At 48.5% G+C, this 14,657-nt stretch carries 21 protein-coding genes; 20 read left to right on the plus strand and 1 reads right to left on the minus strand.

Annotated features, from left to right (window positions below; translation table 11 throughout):
* Nucleotides 1-9: 9 nt before the first annotated feature.
* From DWY93_RS03245 to DWY93_RS03330, 18 genes are all read left to right on the plus strand, one after another.
* Nucleotides 10-237 (plus strand): hypothetical protein, encoded by a 228-nt coding sequence (locus DWY93_RS03245; protein WP_117469552.1) that lies wholly within the window; start codon nucleotides 10-12, stop codon nucleotides 235-237.
* Nucleotides 238-257: 20 nt separating this feature from the next.
* Nucleotides 258-677 carry a hypothetical protein gene (locus tag DWY93_RS03250; protein WP_015554333.1) on the plus strand — a complete coding sequence of 140 codons (420 nt, stop codon included), beginning with the start codon at nucleotides 258-260 and terminating at the stop codon, nucleotides 675-677.
* Between the two features lie 221 nt (nucleotides 678-898).
* The gene (gene ylxM, locus DWY93_RS03255) at nucleotides 899-1,240 is read left to right on the plus strand and encodes a YlxM family DNA-binding protein (protein ID WP_015554334.1); all 342 of its coding nucleotides are present in this window, start codon (nucleotides 899-901) and stop codon (nucleotides 1,238-1,240) included.
* 18 nt (nucleotides 1,241-1,258) lie between these two features.
* Nucleotides 1,259-2,623, plus strand: coding sequence for a signal recognition particle protein (gene ffh / locus DWY93_RS03260; RefSeq protein WP_117469553.1), 1,365 nt, complete (start codon nucleotides 1,259-1,261; stop codon nucleotides 2,621-2,623).
* 79 nt (nucleotides 2,624-2,702) lie between these two features.
* Nucleotides 2,703-2,945, plus strand: coding sequence for a 30S ribosomal protein S16 (rpsP, locus tag DWY93_RS03265; protein ID WP_015554336.1), 243 nt, complete (start codon nucleotides 2,703-2,705; stop codon nucleotides 2,943-2,945).
* A 14-nt stretch (nucleotides 2,946-2,959) separates the two neighbouring features.
* Nucleotides 2,960-3,187 carry a KH domain-containing protein gene (locus DWY93_RS03270; protein WP_015554337.1) on the plus strand — a complete coding sequence of 76 codons (228 nt, stop codon included), beginning with the start codon at nucleotides 2,960-2,962 and terminating at the stop codon, nucleotides 3,185-3,187.
* A 65-nt stretch (nucleotides 3,188-3,252) separates the two neighbouring features.
* Nucleotides 3,253-3,768, plus strand: coding sequence for a ribosome maturation factor RimM (gene rimM, locus DWY93_RS03275; RefSeq protein ID WP_015554338.1), 516 nt, complete (start codon nucleotides 3,253-3,255; stop codon nucleotides 3,766-3,768).
* 10 nt (nucleotides 3,769-3,778) lie between these two features.
* The gene (gene trmD, locus DWY93_RS03280; RefSeq protein WP_117471778.1) at nucleotides 3,779-4,585 is read left to right on the plus strand and encodes a tRNA (guanosine(37)-N1)-methyltransferase TrmD; all 807 of its coding nucleotides are present in this window, start codon (nucleotides 3,779-3,781) and stop codon (nucleotides 4,583-4,585) included.
* A gap of 390 nt (nucleotides 4,586-4,975) precedes the next feature.
* Nucleotides 4,976-5,323, plus strand: coding sequence for a 50S ribosomal protein L19 (rplS, locus tag DWY93_RS03285; protein ID WP_015554340.1), 348 nt, complete (start codon nucleotides 4,976-4,978; stop codon nucleotides 5,321-5,323).
* A gap of 378 nt (nucleotides 5,324-5,701) precedes the next feature.
* Nucleotides 5,702-6,247 (plus strand): signal peptidase I, encoded by a 546-nt coding sequence (gene lepB / locus DWY93_RS03290; RefSeq protein WP_015554341.1) that lies wholly within the window; start codon nucleotides 5,702-5,704, stop codon nucleotides 6,245-6,247.
* Nucleotides 6,248-6,271: 24 nt separating this feature from the next.
* Nucleotides 6,272-7,135, plus strand: a complete 864-nt coding sequence (ylqF, locus tag DWY93_RS03295) for a ribosome biogenesis GTPase YlqF (RefSeq protein ID WP_117469555.1) — start codon at nucleotides 6,272-6,274, stop codon at nucleotides 7,133-7,135.
* A 137-nt stretch (nucleotides 7,136-7,272) separates the two neighbouring features.
* Nucleotides 7,273-7,917 (plus strand): ribonuclease HII, encoded by a 645-nt coding sequence (locus DWY93_RS03300; RefSeq protein ID WP_117469556.1) that lies wholly within the window; start codon nucleotides 7,273-7,275, stop codon nucleotides 7,915-7,917.
* 102 nt (nucleotides 7,918-8,019) lie between these two features.
* A complete protein-coding gene (locus tag DWY93_RS03305) occupies nucleotides 8,020-8,367 on the plus strand; it encodes a YraN family protein (RefSeq protein ID WP_345941750.1) in 348 nt (115 codons plus the stop codon).
* 51 nt (nucleotides 8,368-8,418) lie between these two features.
* Entirely contained in the window at nucleotides 8,419-9,285 is an 867-nt protein-coding gene (gene pgeF, locus DWY93_RS03310) for a peptidoglycan editing factor PgeF (RefSeq protein WP_117471780.1), read from the plus strand.
* A 197-nt stretch (nucleotides 9,286-9,482) separates the two neighbouring features.
* Entirely contained in the window at nucleotides 9,483-9,695 is a 213-nt protein-coding gene (locus DWY93_RS03315) for an alpha/beta-type small acid-soluble spore protein (RefSeq protein WP_117469559.1), read from the plus strand.
* A 247-nt stretch (nucleotides 9,696-9,942) separates the two neighbouring features.
* A complete protein-coding gene (gene rsmD / locus DWY93_RS03320; RefSeq protein WP_117469560.1) occupies nucleotides 9,943-10,503 on the plus strand; it encodes a 16S rRNA (guanine(966)-N(2))-methyltransferase RsmD in 561 nt (186 codons plus the stop codon).
* A 114-nt stretch (nucleotides 10,504-10,617) separates the two neighbouring features.
* Nucleotides 10,618-11,115, plus strand: a complete 498-nt coding sequence (gene coaD, locus DWY93_RS03325; RefSeq protein WP_015554446.1) for a pantetheine-phosphate adenylyltransferase — start codon at nucleotides 10,618-10,620, stop codon at nucleotides 11,113-11,115.
* 21 nt (nucleotides 11,116-11,136) lie between these two features.
* Entirely contained in the window at nucleotides 11,137-11,727 is a 591-nt protein-coding gene (locus tag DWY93_RS03330) for a vacuolar family H+-ATPase subunit H (RefSeq protein ID WP_117469561.1), read from the plus strand.
* A 43-nt stretch (nucleotides 11,728-11,770) separates the two neighbouring features.
* Here DWY93_RS03330 and DWY93_RS03335 read toward each other — a convergent pair whose 3' ends face one another.
* Entirely contained in the window at nucleotides 11,771-12,838 is a 1,068-nt protein-coding gene (locus tag DWY93_RS03335) for a hypothetical protein (protein ID WP_117471781.1), read from the minus strand.
* A 378-nt stretch (nucleotides 12,839-13,216) separates the two neighbouring features.
* Here DWY93_RS03335 and DWY93_RS03340 point away from each other — a divergent pair, with 378 nt between their 5' ends.
* Entirely contained in the window at nucleotides 13,217-13,963 is a 747-nt protein-coding gene (locus tag DWY93_RS03340) for a pseudouridine synthase (RefSeq protein WP_343220151.1), read from the plus strand.
* Entirely contained in the window at nucleotides 13,960-14,616 is a 657-nt protein-coding gene (locus DWY93_RS03345) for an HAD family phosphatase (RefSeq protein ID WP_117471783.1), read from the plus strand. Before DWY93_RS03340 ends, DWY93_RS03345 begins: the two co-directional genes overlap by 4 nt.
* Nucleotides 14,617-14,657: the final 41 nt, after the last annotated feature.

The following is a 14,657-nucleotide window of genomic DNA, read 5'->3' on the forward strand; positions in this document are numbered from 1 at the left end:
GAAAAAAGCGTGAATGAACAGGATATGAAAGTTTTCGGGGGATTCGGAGGCTTTCGTGTCCTGTTTTTTGCTCCCGGCATCCGTAAAGAACTGTCGGCGGCAGATTCTGCAGGTGTTGGAAGTACATTCTGCTTTTGTATGAAATTATTTCGAAATTTAGAAATAATGGTTGCAAATTTTCAGCAAATAGTCTATAATAAATTTACAAACAAGAGATTTTTTATACAAAATATATAAAATCCAAGGAGGAGTGCATTATGGTTCAGATCATCGCAGGACGGAAGGGAAAAGGAAAAACTAAATATTTACTTGATATGGCTAACACAGCTGTGAAAGAGGCAAAAGGTTCAATCGTTTACCTTGATAAGAGCTCGAAACATATGTACGAGCTTAACAATAAGATCCGCTTAATCAACGTAGCGGAGTTCTCTGTAAGTACGGCTGAAGGCTTTATCGGTTTCATCTGCGGAATTATTTCCCAGGATCACGACCTCGAGGCTATGTATCTCGACAGCTTCTTGAAGCTCGCTGGTCTTGAGGGAGAAGATATCACTGCAACTCTCGCAGAACTGGATCAGATCAGTGCAAAATACCATGTAAACTTTGTATTAAGCGTATCCATGGATGGTGAAGAACTTCCGGAATCTGCAAAAGATATGGTACTGGTAGCTTTATAAAATAATCGCTCCTTCCTATATAAGAGTACATAAACACCTGCCTGACGGCGGGTGTTTATGTTTTATGGAAAAATGAAAAGCCCGGTTTAACGGGATATTTCCAGATCAGAGGACATATATTGCCAGGTGTCTGAAAAGAAAAATTAAAAATAAATAAAACGTCAAGCAAAAACACTTGACAACCATCTCCGTTTATAGTATGATATCGAAGGTGACCTGATATGGAAAAAATTGTAGCACAGGGTCTTCTGTATGATTTCTATGGAGAGCTCTTAACGGAGCACCAGCGGCGTGTATATGAAGATGTGGTATTTAATGACATGTCCCTCAGCGAGATCGCCGAAGAACAGGGAATCAGCAGACAGGGCGTGCATGACTTGGTGAAGCGCTGTGACAAGATTCTTTCCGGATACGAGGAAAAACTGAAGCTTGTCGAGAAATTCAACCAGACAAAGAAAATGGTAGAAGAGATTAAGGAACTGGCTGGCCAATATAAAAAGGACGGCGACCGATCCCTGATCGACAGGATCGAAGCGATTTCCGAAGAGATCGGGAAGCTGTAAGTCAGAGGGAGAGTTTTCATGGCATTTGAAAGTTTAGCCGATAAATTACAGAATGTCTTTAAAAACTTAAGAGGCAAAGGAAGACTGACAGAGGCAGATGTAAAAGCTGCCCTGAAGGAAGTCAAGATGGCTCTCCTGGAAGCCGATGTAAGTTTTAAAGTTGTTAAACAGTTTATCAGTTCTGTACAGGAGCGTGCGATCGGACAGGATGTCTTAGAGAGCCTGACTCCGGGACAGATGGTAATAAAAATCGTAAATGAGGAGCTCGTAAAGCTTATGGGTTCCGAGACCACAGAGATTGCCTTAAAGCCCCAGAATGAGATCACCGTGATCATGATGATCGGACTTCAGGGTGCAGGTAAGACAACGACTACGGCAAAGCTTGCCGGAAAGTTTAAGGCGAAGGGCAGAAAGCCGCTCCTTGCGGCCTGCGACGTTTACCGTCCTGCTGCGATCAAACAGTTACAGGTAAACGGTGAGAAAGTCGGAGTTCCGGTCTTCACGATGGGTGATAACCAGAATCCGGTGAATATCGCGAAAGCCGCTGTGGAACATGCCAGAAAAGAAGGCATGAATCTCGTATTCCTCGATACGGCAGGACGTCTTCAGATCGACGAGTCCATGATGGATGAGCTCGTCAATATCAAGGAAGCCGTTGAAGTCGACCAGACGATCCTCGTTGTCGACGCGATGACCGGTCAGGATGCAGTAAATGTAGCCGGAAGCTTCAATGATAAGATCGGCGTCGACGGCGTAATCTTAACAAAGCTTGACGGTGATACACGAGGCGGTGCGGCGTTATCGATCCGTGCCGTGACGGGAAAACCGATCCTCTACGTCGGTATGGGCGAGAAGCTCTCCGATCTGGAACAGTTTTATCCGGACCGTATGGCTTCGAGAATCCTTGGAATGGGTGATATCCTTTCCCTGATTGAGAAAGCCGAGTTTGAGGTGAGCGAAGAGAAGGCAAAAGAAATGAGCCAGAAACTTCGCAAAGCAGAATTTGATTTTAACGATTTCCTGGATCAGATGCGCCAGATCAAAAAAATGGGCGGCATGAACAGCATCTTAAACATGATGCCGGGAATGTCTCAGATGAAGGGAAATGTTGAAATAGACGAGAGATCCATGGATAAAGTGGAGGCGATCATTCTCTCTATGACGAAGGGGGAGCGGGCGAATCCGTCCCTCTTAAATCCGTCGAGAAAACAGAGGATTGCAAAGGGAGCCGGCGTAGATATTGCCGAGGTGAACCGGATCGTCAAACAGTTTGAACAGTCGAAAAAGCTTATGAAGCAGCTTCCCGGAATGATGGGAGGCGGCAAGCGGAAAGGGCTTGGCGGACTGGGCGGGATGCTTGGAAAGATGAAATTACCTTTCTAAATACCGCAATTTATGATAAGAAGGCAAATGCGATTCTCGCATGGCTGATAAACGAAAAAACCAAGGAGGTGAAATTGTCATGGCAGTTAAGATGAGATTAAGAAGAATGGGTCAGAAGAAGGCTCCTTTCTATAGAATTATCGTTGCAGATTCCCGTTCCCCGAGAGACGGTCGCTTCATCGAAGAGGTTGGATACTACGATCCGAACACAGAGCCGAGCACCATCAAATTCGACGAGGAAGCAGCTAAGAAGTGGTTAGGAACAGGCGCTCAGCCGACTGAGACTGTTGCTAAGCTCTTAAAGGCAGCCGGTATCCAGTAATCGAGGTGGATTCAATGAAGGAATTGGTAGAAGTTATCGCCAAAGCGCTGGTTGATAATCCAGATGAAGTCGTTGTTACGGAATCTGAAAAAGAAGAAGAGATCGTCATTGAGCTTAAGGTTGCCCCGACCGATATGGGAAAGGTGATCGGAAAGCAGGGAAGGATCGCGAAAGCCATCCGCTCCGTTGTGAAGGCAGCTTCTTCCAAGATGGATAAGAAAGTGATTGTTGAAATTCAGTAATCGTGAGGGACTGTGGACAGGATTTTTCCCGGCTGCAGTCCCCTTTCTGTCATTAAGGAGACAATATGGAAAAATATCTTCGCGTAGGCGTCATTACCTCCCCGCACGGCGTGCGCGGCGAGGTGAAGGTCTATCCGACCACAGATGATGTGATGCGCTTTAAAAAATTAGATAAAGTGATTCTGGATCTCGGAAGAGGAGAGACACGGGAGTTAAAGATTCGTCAGGTGAAATTCTTCAAAAATATGGTCATCCTGAAATTTGATGGCGTGGACACCATGAACGAGGTGGAAGGCTGGCGTCAGAAGGATCTTCTTATTACAAGAGATCAGGCGATCCCGCTGGAGGAGGATGAGTTCTTTATCACAGACCTCATCGGACTTAACGTTGTCACAGACGAGGGAGAGACACTTGGAACTTTGACGGATGTCATGGAGACCGGAGCGAATGATGTGTACTGCGTGAAGACACCGGAGGGAAAAGAGCTTCTTCTCCCGGCGATCCGCGACTGCATCCTGGACGTGGATCTCGACAAGGAAGAAATGCTTGTTCATGTTCTCCCGGGACTTCTCGATCTGTAGGGAGGCTGCGATGAACTTTCATGTACTTACCCTGTTCCCGGAAATGATCATGAACGGTCTGGAGACGAGTATTCTCGGCCGCGCGGCTGCAAAGGGAATCGTATCATTTGAGGCAGTGAACATCCGTGATTATACGCTGGAGCGCCACGGCAAGGTGGATGATTATCCATACGGAGGAGGAGCCGGGATGGTCATGCAGGCAGAGCCAATTTACCGCGCTTACGCGGCTCTTGTGGAGAAGATCGGAAAGAAACCACGTGTGATCTATATGACACCGCAGGGTCAGACCTTCAACCAGAGCATCGCGGAAGATCTTGCGAAGGAGGAAGATCTGGTGTTCCTCTGCGGCCATTATGAAGGCGTGGATGAGCGTGTCCTCGAGATGATCGCTACAGATTATCTCTCCGCAGGAGATTATGTCCTTACGGGCGGTGAACTGCCGGCGATGATGATGATCGACTGCATCTCAAGACTTGTGCCGGGAGTGCTGAACAATAACGTATCTGCGGAGTTTGAGACGTTCCATGATAATCTTCTGGAGTATCCCCAGTATACCCGTCCGGAAGTATTCATGGGCAAAAAGGTGCCGGATATCCTGCTTTCCGGCCACCACGCGAATGTGGAGAAGTGGCGCAGGGAACAGTCCATTATCCGAACGTTAAAGAACCGGCCGGAGCTTCTTGAGGATGCGGTCCTGTCGAAGAAGGAGCAGAAGTTTCTCGACGAACTGTTGAGACAGCAGGAATTGGAGAACGCCCAGAAGGTCAAAAATAAAGAGAAAGCATCGGCGGAACATGACGGGGAAGAGACCGCCTGATCCGTGCAGCAGCTGGAAAAATGAGACTTTCGCTCCACAAATATTGGTTACAGTTCAGCCATTACATCTTCTTGTTTTCATATTCATGAAAACAAGAAGCTTGGTGGCTCCCCCATATGCTGATTTGGATGAAAAAGTGCTTATGCAAGCAAGCTTGCAACACACTTTCTCATTCAAACCAGCGCATGGCTGAACTGTAACAAATATTGTGCGATTTTTGAGAAAACCGCTTGCATTTTGGCTGACGGTATGGTAAAATACAAAACTGTGGTATCCGAAAGACGGGGAAATCCTGTCGATACGGAGGCTTAAATCATAAGAGATGGTCCGCTGCCGCAGGAAAAGATGATGCGGGTAAGAACATCGAATACTTTAAGGAGGTTCATATCAATGAACGACATTATCAAGAATATCGAAGCTGCACAGTTAAAAGAGTCTGTACCGAGCTTCAACGTAGGTGACACTGTAAGAGTATCCGCTAAGATCAAAGAGGGAAACCGTGAGAGAATCCAGGTTTTCGAGGGTACAGTTATCAAGAGACAGAACGGCGGCGTTAGAGAGACTTTCACAGTAAGAAAGAACTCCAACGGTATCGGCGTTGAGAAAACATGGCCGCTTCATTCCCCGTCTGTTGAGAACGTTGAGGTTGTTAGAAGAGGTAAAGTTCGTCGTGCGAAACTTTACTACTTAAGAACAAGAGTAGGTAAGGCAGCAAAGGTTAAAGAATTAGTAAAATAATTCATAACTGTACAGAGAGTCAGTAGATCAAAGGGGCAATGAAAATTGTCCCTTTGTTTTTAATGTAACAGGAAATTCCGAGGAATTCCCTGTTACATTAAAAGGCACTAACGTGCCAAGGATGCGCACTCGCGCGAAGATGTAGATTGTCGCAAGCAACCGCGCGAGGCGCGAGAATGTGCCAAGGCACATTCTTTTTATATGAAAGTGTTGTTAAGCGGATGACCAGACTGCGTACTTGCGCGCAAGGATGGGCAGACATTTGACAGCCAAGCCGATATAAGTAAGCAGGGCGATAGCCCGGATTACGAATTTTGGCGGCAATTGTGGGAGTGACTTAGTCACGGAACAATTGCCTTTCAGAGAGGGGGTCTCGCCATGGAATTTTTTGAGGAAAAGGAATCGAACAGACTTCACCGGCTTACGGAATGGGCGGTCGACTGCGCAGTCATGGTTGCCCTTGCGTGTTATCTTGTGTTTTGTTTTGGAAGCAGGATTGAGATGAATGGAAGTTCCATGAAGCCCGTGCTGGAATCCGGAGATGTGGTATTGATGAACCGCCTGTCCTACGATATCGGGAAACCGAACCGGCTTGATGTCGTTGTGTTTGAGCGGGAAGGGCAGCAGCCTGGAATCAAGCGGATCATCGGACTTCCGGGGGAAACGGTCCAGATCAAAAACGGGTCCATCTATATCAATGGGGAACTCTTAAAGGCGCAGGACGGTCTTGGTGAGGCCACGATCGCCGGGGCAGCCGAATATCCGGTGGAGCTTGGGGAGGATGAATATTTTCTCCTGGGAGACAACCGGGAATCAAGTGAAGACAGCCGGTTTTCCGGCATTGGAAATATAAAACGGGAAAATCTCATCGGACGCGTCTGGCTGCGGTTTCAGCCATTTTCCAGACTTGGTTTCGTCCGGTAGCAGGAAAGGACGGAGACAATTACTATGAATATACAGTGGTATCCAGGCCATATGACAAAGGCGAAACGCGCCATGAAAGAGGACGTGAAGCTTGTAGACCTCGTGATCGAGCTCGTGGACGCGCGCGCGCCGTTAGCCAGCCGCAACCCGGATATTGACAGTCTCGCAGCTGGAAAAGGCCGTGTGATCCTTTTAAACAAGGCAGATCTCGCTTCTGAGAAGGCAAACGCGGTGTGGATCACTTACTTTGAGAGTCAGGGTTTCCAGGTCATGAAGATCGACGCGAGGGCGAAGGCAACCTTAAAGCAATTGAATGCCCTGATCCAGGAGGCATGTAAGGAGAAGATCGAGCGCGACAGAAGACGCGGAATCTTAAACCGCCCGGTGCGCGCCATGGTGGTGGGGATCCCGAACGTGGGAAAATCCACCTTCATCAACAGCTTTGCCGGAAAGGCGGCTGCGAAGACCGGAAATAAGCCTGGCGTCACAAAAGGAAACCAGTGGATCCGCTTAAACAAGCAGGTGGAGCTTCTTGACACCCCAGGGATCTTATGGCCGAAATTTGAGGACCAGAGAGTGGGACTTTTACTGGCATTTTTAGGTTCCATCAACGACGAGATCCTGGAAAAAGATGAGCTGGCATCCGAGCTTGCGGACTATCTTAGGAATATCACTCCGGGACTCTTAAAAGAGCGCTATGGAATCGAGGAGGACGGAAAGAAGCCGTATGAGCTTCTCGATGAGATCGCGGCAGCCCGCGCATGCCTGACGAAAGGCGGGGTGAATGATCTCACGAAGGCTGCGAGACTGCTGCTCGATGAATTCCGGGGTGGAAAGCTTGGAAGGATTACGCTGGAGATGCCGGAAAAGAAGGAAGAAGCGGAATAATATAAAACTCTGAAAATGCAGAGGTGTGCAGATATTTCCCGGAAATATTCAGATGATGACTGTTTTGATGAAATGAAAGGGGAGAAGCTGCGCATGCAGGCAGAGAAATTATGTGAGGATAAGGAGCTGGGCAGAATATGGCAAGACGGGTGCTGACGGGAGAAAAACTTGAGAAGGAACTGGAACGTCTCTCTCTTATGCGGGAATTCGAGAGACAGTATGAGGACTGCGCATTCATCTGTGGAATCGATGAGGCAGGCCGTGGACCTCTTGCGGGTCCTGTAGCAGCCGGTGCGGCGATTCTGCCGAAGGATTGCCAGATCCTTTATCTGAATGACTCAAAGAAGCTCTCTGAGAGCCGACGGGAGGAACTATTCCTGGAGATCAAGGAGAAAGCCATTGCCTGGTCGGTGGGGATCGTGGGTCCGGAGCGGATTGATGAGATCAACATCTTGCAGGCAACCTACGAGGCGATGCGACAGGCCATCTCGAAGCTCGATCCGGTGCCGCAGGTCCTCTTAAACGACGCGGTGACGATCCCGGGCGTTGCGATTCCCCAGGTGCCGATCATCAAGGGCGACGCGAAGAGCGTTTCTATCGCGGCAGCCAGCATCCTCGCAAAGGTGACCAGGGACCATATGATGGAGGAGTACGATAAAGATTATCCGGAGTATGGTTTCGCGAAGCATAAAGGATACGGAACTCCGGCGCATATCACGGCGCTCAAGGAGTTTGGTCCGACACCGATCCACAGACGGACGTTTATTACCAAATTCGTATAAATTGGCAGGCTCGAGGATCAGGTGTAAAGAGAGAATAAAAATGTTTATGCGGCTGCAGGAGATGAGCTGTATGACTGCATTGTCATAAATCGGGGGATGAGCGTGACAAAGAATAATCGGGCAACAGGCAGCATCTATGAAGAAAAGATCGCTGCCTTTTTAAAACAGAACGGATTTATGATCCTGGAGAGGAATTACCGCTGCAAGCAGGGCGAGATCGATATTATCGCGAAGGATGGAAAATATTTCGTGTTTATCGAGGTGAAATTCCGCGCCAGCGGCTCGGCTGGTTTTTCACTGGAAGCCATCGACCACAGGAAGGCCATGCGGATCCGGAATGCAGCGGTGTATTATCTGTTTTCCCATCAATTTCCGGAGGAGACTCCGTGCCGGTTTGATGCAGCGGGGATCGATGGGGAAGAGATCACATATATCAGAAACGCTTTTTAATGAAATAGTCTTATGTTTTTTGCATGAGATATCTCGGAAAGGGGAAAATTTATGAATCAGTGGATCAGAAAAACAGATGCGGCGGATCATATGAGAGAAGTGACAAAGAGCGGTGTCACATATCTGACATTTCCGGTACTTGATGCCACGGGAATCGTTACTCACGCGTTCTCCACGAGAATGGGCGGTGTCAGCGAGGGCTGGTATTCGACCATGAATTTTTCCTTTACCCGCGGTGATAACCGGGAACATGTGCTGGAGAATTACAGCAGGATGGCGGCGGCTCTCGGTGTAGACCGGGAAAAAATGGTCTTAACCTGGCAGACCCACACGACAAATATCCGAGTCGTCTCCGCGGATGATCTCGGAAAAGGCGTTGTGAAGGACCGGGACTACCGGGATATCGACGGACTTTTGACGAACATGCCGGGCGTGACGCTTGTGACATTTTTTGCGGACTGTGTCCCGTTATATTTTGTAGATCCGAAACACCATGCCATTGGTCTCGCACATTCCGGCTGGCGAGGAACCGTGAACCGCATGGGGGAAAAGATGATACATGCGATGAAGCAGGAATACGGAACTGTCCCGGAAGACCTGATCTGCTGCGTGGGACCGAGTATCTGCAGCGACTGTTATGAGGTCGGGGAAGATGTGGCGGACAACTTCCGTGATGCATTTTCGAAAGAGGATTGTGAACACATTGTCTTCCCGTCTAAGAGCGGCGTGATCGGGAAGCGTCAGCTGGATCTCTGGGAGGCAAATCGCCGAATCCTGATGGAAGCCGGAGTGCCGTCAAAGAATATTTCCGTCACAGATATCTGCACAAAGTGCAACCCGGATAAGCTGTTTTCCCACAGGGCGATGGGGGAGAAACGAGGGAATCTCTGCGCGTTTCTTGCACTTAAAGAGAGATAAAAAGTCTCGAAGCCGCTGATATTGAATTGCAGGCAGAGCCGACAGACAGCACGAAGTGGTTGAATTGCAAGAAAACGACATTTCACACAAAACCTTCCAGTGTATTATTTTTCAGGACGATCATACTAGGAACGTACCATCAAACATGCCCGATGCGAAAGCAGTAAAAGGCATTACACTAAAAGGAGGCGTATCTTATGTCTAACACAAGCAGTTCTTCTAACCGTGTAGTAGTTCCGGAAGCAAAGGAAGCGATGGACAAATTCAAAATGGAGATCGCAGATGAGCTCGGAGTACCGCTCACAAACGGCTACAACGGCAATCTGACTTCTTACCAGAACGGCAGCGTCGGCGGCTATATGGTCAAGAAGATGATCGAAGAGCAGGAAAAGAAGATGGCAGGTAAATAAAGCCTGAGCATCCGGAAAGCCTTCGCAGGAAAGACGGGACCTCATCAGTTCCATCTGCCCTGTGAGGGCTTTTTCCGTGTCACGATTCACGCCTTGCCGCAGACAGTAACTGAGTATGTTACAGCAAAAAATACTTGTATAATAGAAAAAATGCGATTATAATGGGTATGCTTTCTTACGGTCAGCGTAGCAAGTGCGCAGACATGCAGAACAGTTACGAATAATTGCAATATTCAGAGGTTGAAATATGAGAGTGATTGCAGGCAGCGCGAGACGGCTGCTTTTAAAGACGGTGGATGGAATGGAGACAAGACCCACCACGGACCGGATAAAAGAGACCCTGTTCAATATGCTTCAGAATGACCTTTACGGGGCAAGATTCCTGGATCTTTTCGCGGGAAGCGGCGCGATCGGGATCGAGGCATTAAGCCGCGGGGCGAAGGAAGCGGTCTTTGTCGATAAGGGTGACGGACAGATTTCCTGCATCCGGGAGAATTTAAAGACAACCCACCTGGAAGAAAAGGCCAGGGTCATGTCTGCGGATGTGACAGAGGCAGTTCGGAGACTTGACCGGGATGGAAAGTCGTTTGACTTTATCTTTATGGATCCACCGTACCGGATGGATCTTCCGAAAAAAGTCCTTGAGGCATTAAAGGATACCTGTCTCGCGGACGAAGAGACGCTGATCATCGCTGAGGAAGCTCTTGACGTGGATTTTTCCTGGGCTGGTGCACTCGGGTATGAGATCGTGAAGATCAAAGAATATAAGACGAATAAACATGTTTTCCTTAAGATTAAGAAAGTGTAATGAAGTGACCAGTACGAATGATAGATCACAGGCTGGAAATTGCCAGAACAAAGCCAGAAAAAACACATAAAATGAGGAGATAAACCGCAGCAGCCTGCGGCATAGACAAAAATCATGAAGACAGCAATCTATCCGGGAAGTTTTGACCCGGTCACACTGGGACATATCGACGTTATCAAGAGGGCATCAAAATTATTCGATCATCTGATCATCGGCGTTCTCAATAATCGCGCGAAAACGCCATTGTTTTCTGTGGAAGAACGTGTTAAGATGTTAGAAGAGGTCACAAAAGACATTCCGAACGTGGAGGTAAAGAGCTTTGCGGGACTTACCGTTGACTTTGCAAAGGAATGCAACGCCAACGCCGTTGTCCGTGGACTCCGCGCGATCACTGACTTCGAATATGAACTCCAGATCGCCCAGTTAAACCGCGTGATGGATACCAGCATAGACACAGTATTTCTGACCACGAGCCTTGAGTACGCGTACTTAAGTTCCAGTACCGTAAAGGAAGTTGCGGCTTACGGCGGGGATATTTCGAATTTTGTAACACCTTATGTGGCGGATGAAGTACATAAGAGACTGCGTGAGAGACAAGGCAGTCAGGTGTAAGGGAAAGGAAAAGGAAACGACATGAGCAGAATTGAACAGTTAATCAATGAAATTGAGGAATATATCGACAGCTGTAAATTTCAGCCGTTATCTACAACAAAGATCATCGTAAACAAAGAGGAGCTGGACGAGCTTTTAGTGGAGCTTCGCTTAAGAATCCCGGATGAGATCAAGCAGTATCAGAAGATCATCAGCAACCAGGATGCGATCCTCTCTGATGCCCACAGCAAGGCAGACGCAATGCTCGCAGAGGCAACGGCCCAGACAAACGAGCTTGTAAACGAGCACGAGATCATGCAGAGAGCTTACGCCCAGGCAAATGAGATCATCGAGCAGGCCCAGGCCCAGGCCCAGACTATCGTTGACAACGCAGTCGCTGACGCAAACAGTGTCCGTCAGGGATCTATCCAGTACACAGATGATATGTTAAAGAGCCTTCAGACAATTATGAACCACACAATGGAAGGCGCCCAGGGCCGCTTCGACGCGTTCATGAACTCCATGAAGTCCAGCTACGATATCGTTTCCTCCAACAGAAAGGAACTTTCCTCCGGAATCATCACAGAGAAAGAGGAAGACGCTGCGCCGGAGACCGATGGTAAGAACGCTTAATGCAGTCAGTCTGTACAGAATCGCTGATGGAAACAAAACGAATTTAAAATATGGAAAAACGCAGAACACCGGTGAGGACTGCCATGACGGCAGCTGTCAGGGAGGCGTGGGCAATTTTCCAGAGAAGATACTGCCGGATGGAGAGTCCGGCAGTTTTTTCGTGTACAGAATTCTGCCGGCCGCCGCAGGAGACCGTCCTGCCGGCGGATCCCGATGAGGATCGGTGTATCCGGATCACTGCATTTGTCTGCGACATGGCGGAAAAGCCGCCGAAAGAGAATATGGCAGCAGCTGCGATAGCGGAATATGGATATGTAAGAGAATCGCTGACAGTACGGATCCCCGTTGTGATCTCCATTGCGCCAGAGAAAAACAGACGGGCTGGGGCTGGAATCTCAGGAGTATTCCGGATCACAAGGATCAAAATGGAATAAAAGATCAGGTAGCCGCCGATCTTTACAAGAATCTCTGCGGAATTCAGGATCGCGGCATCCAGGGAAAGTGCAGAACTGGACGATTTATCTGATCGTGTGTGCTTTGAAGAAAACGCATTGGCGGAATTCGGAGTTGGATGTTGTTGGGAAATACCGGAATTTTCCGGGATGGATTCAGGACTAAAAGGAGCGTGATAAATGAAGTGTGCCGGGATAGCAAGCAGCAGGAGCGGCGTGTAAATGGCAAAGACAAAGCAAAAAAGCGGCAACTGAGCGGCAAACATGGGATAGACGAAACCTGCGAGAAACATCGGACTCGGGTGATTGCAGAGGGCGAAGAGAAACTTTGCCTCACTGGAGCTGAGCCGCCTTTCCGCGAGAAAGTCCGCGCACGTTTTTGCGCCCATAGGGCAGCCGCAGAGGAGCCCTGTGAGGAGAACATACCATCCGTCTGCTGACAGCCCGCAGAAACGGAAAACCACCGTAAACGGCTGCATAAGCCAGGAGATCCCGCCGGAGGCAGAGAGAATGGAGGACAGAACCATAAATGGAAACAGCGCCGGTACCACTGCAGAATACCACAAAAGAAGTCCTGCTGCTGCACCTTTTGTCACAAGGCCCGCGTGAAAGATCATAAAAAGCAGGGAGAAAAGAGCCAGGATTGATGTCTTTATCATAAATACTCCTAATGAGGATATTTAGATCAGGTTTACCGGGTGCCCCAGATAGTTACAGTTCAGCCATTACATCTTCTTGTTTTCATATTCATGAAAACAAGAAGCCTGGTGGTTCCACCATATGCTGATTTGGATGAAAAAATGCTTATGCAAGCAAGCTTGCAACACACTTTCTCATTCAAACCAGCGCATGGCTGAACTGTAACACCAGATAAACTCTTTCTATTATTTTCATTGTACTTTCACCGGAATTTTGATATGATAAAGATAGTGTGCTTTTTTATTTAAAAGTCCATATTTTCCGGGAATTCTGCATTTCCCAATAGAATGAATACGGACTGGACCAGAAAAGCACGGGATTCGGAAGGAGAGAAATACTTGGAAAAAGCAATCCGGTTGGATAAATATCTGGCTGATATGGGAAAAGGGACGAGGACGGAGCTCAAGGAGATGATTCGGAGAGGACGGATCACGGTGAACGGTGTGATCGTAAAAAAGCCTGAGACGAAGATAAAGAAAGGCGAAGACACGATCTGTCTTGACAATGCGCCGGTAGAATACGTGGAACTGGAATATTACCTTTTAAATAAACCTCAGGGCGTGATCTCCGCGACGGAGGACCGCCGCAGAAAGACCGTGGTGGATCTTATCGATGAAAAAAGCCGAAAAGACCTGTTCCCGGTGGGCCGTCTTGATATCGATACAGAAGGTCTGCTTCTCATCACAAACGATGGGGCGCTGGCCCACCGTCTTCTCTCACCGGGACATCACGTGGATAAGGTGTATGAGGCGAGATGCGAGGGCTTTGTCCCAGATGAGGCGGTAGATAAGTTCCGGGAAGGAATGACGCTTGCGGACGGACTTTCCTGTATGCCTGCGGAGCTGGAGATCTTAGAGAGAAGAGCGGAGGACCGGAAGACGGGGACAGCGGCGGAGAGTCTCGTGCGGCTCACGCTTCACGAGGGGAAATTCCATCAGGTTAAGCGCATGATGGAGGAGACCGGCTGTCCGGTGCTTCACTTAAAACGCTTGTCTATGGGGCCGCTGAAGCTCGATGATGCTTTAAAGACCGGGGAATACCGGAAACTGACGGATAAAGAACGGGAGTTGTTGGAAAACTTATGATAAAGAATTTTTTGGAAAATAAAAAGGCGGTGCTTTTTGATCTGGATGGGACTCTGGTGGATTCCATGTGGATGTGGGAGGCGATCGATATCGAATTTTTGGGAGCTTACGGCTATGAATGCCCGGACGATATCCAGAGAGCGATCGAGGGAATGAGCTTTTCGGAGACGGCGGTATATTTTAAGGAGCGGTTTGATCTCCCGTTAAGTCTTGACGAGATCAAGGCAGTCTGGACCCGGATGTCGATCGACAAGTACCGTCATGAAGTACCCTTGAAGCCGGGTGTGCTGGAATTTTTAAAATACTGTAAGGAGAACGGGATCCGCACAGGGATCGGGACCAGCAACGGAAGCGAGATCGTAGATGCGGTCCTGACATCTTTGAAGGTGAAAGAATACTTTGATGCGGTGGTGACAGCCTGTGAGGTGGCTCACGGAAAGCCGGAGCCGGATATCTACCTCGAAGTCGCAAAGCGTCTTGGTGTGCAGCCGGAGAACTGCCTCGTGTTTGAGGATATCCCGGCGGGGATCATGGCAGGCAAAGCGGCGGGGATGCCGGTGATCGCCATGGAGGATGATTTTTCGGCAGATCTGATGGATGAGAAGAGAGAGCTTGCGGATGCGGTGATCTCTGATTACAGAGAATTACTGTAGTTTTTATAAGATTGGCTCATTTGCCGGTTCAACGATAAAAT

The organism is Clostridium sp. AF28-12 (assembly GCF_003435225.1).
Classification (GTDB): domain Bacteria; phylum Bacillota; class Clostridia; order Lachnospirales; family Lachnospiraceae; genus Pilosibacter; species Pilosibacter fragilis.

Bases quoted from the DNA above. Each gene is read 5' to 3' on its own strand.
- ylqF (WP_117469555.1), top strand. From the start codon at position 6,272: ATGAATATACAGTGGTATCCAGGCCATATGACAAAGGCGAAACGCGCC.
- ylxM (WP_015554334.1), top strand. From the start codon at position 899: ATGGAAAAAATTGTAGCACAGGGTCTTCTGTATGATTTCTATGGAGAG.
- DWY93_RS03330 (WP_117469561.1), top strand. From the start codon at position 11,137: ATGAGCAGAATTGAACAGTTAATCAATGAAATTGAGGAATATATCGAC.
- pgeF (WP_117471780.1), top strand. From the start codon at position 8,419: ATGAATCAGTGGATCAGAAAAACAGATGCGGCGGATCATATGAGAGAA.
- DWY93_RS03345 (WP_117471783.1), top strand. From the start codon at position 13,960: ATGATAAAGAATTTTTTGGAAAATAAAAAGGCGGTGCTTTTTGATCTG.
- ffh (WP_117469553.1), top strand. From the start codon at position 1,259: ATGGCATTTGAAAGTTTAGCCGATAAATTACAGAATGTCTTTAAAAAC.
- rimM (WP_015554338.1), top strand. From the start codon at position 3,253: ATGGAAAAATATCTTCGCGTAGGCGTCATTACCTCCCCGCACGGCGTG.
- rsmD (WP_117469560.1), top strand. From the start codon at position 9,943: ATGAGAGTGATTGCAGGCAGCGCGAGACGGCTGCTTTTAAAGACGGTG.
- DWY93_RS03270 (WP_015554337.1), top strand. From the start codon at position 2,960: ATGAAGGAATTGGTAGAAGTTATCGCCAAAGCGCTGGTTGATAATCCA.
- DWY93_RS03250 (WP_015554333.1), top strand. From the start codon at position 258: ATGGTTCAGATCATCGCAGGACGGAAGGGAAAAGGAAAAACTAAATAT.
- DWY93_RS03315 (WP_117469559.1), top strand. From the start codon at position 9,483: ATGTCTAACACAAGCAGTTCTTCTAACCGTGTAGTAGTTCCGGAAGCA.
- rplS (WP_015554340.1), top strand. From the start codon at position 4,976: ATGAACGACATTATCAAGAATATCGAAGCTGCACAGTTAAAAGAGTCT.
- lepB (WP_015554341.1), top strand. From the start codon at position 5,702: ATGGAATTTTTTGAGGAAAAGGAATCGAACAGACTTCACCGGCTTACG.
- DWY93_RS03335 (WP_117471781.1), bottom strand. From the start codon at position 12,838: ATGATAAAGACATCAATCCTGGCTCTTTTCTCCCTGCTTTTTATGATC.
- rpsP (WP_015554336.1), top strand. From the start codon at position 2,703: ATGGCAGTTAAGATGAGATTAAGAAGAATGGGTCAGAAGAAGGCTCCT.
- trmD (WP_117471778.1), top strand. From the start codon at position 3,779: ATGAACTTTCATGTACTTACCCTGTTCCCGGAAATGATCATGAACGGT.
- DWY93_RS03300 (WP_117469556.1), top strand. From the start codon at position 7,273: ATGGCAAGACGGGTGCTGACGGGAGAAAAACTTGAGAAGGAACTGGAA.
- coaD (WP_015554446.1), top strand. From the start codon at position 10,618: ATGAAGACAGCAATCTATCCGGGAAGTTTTGACCCGGTCACACTGGGA.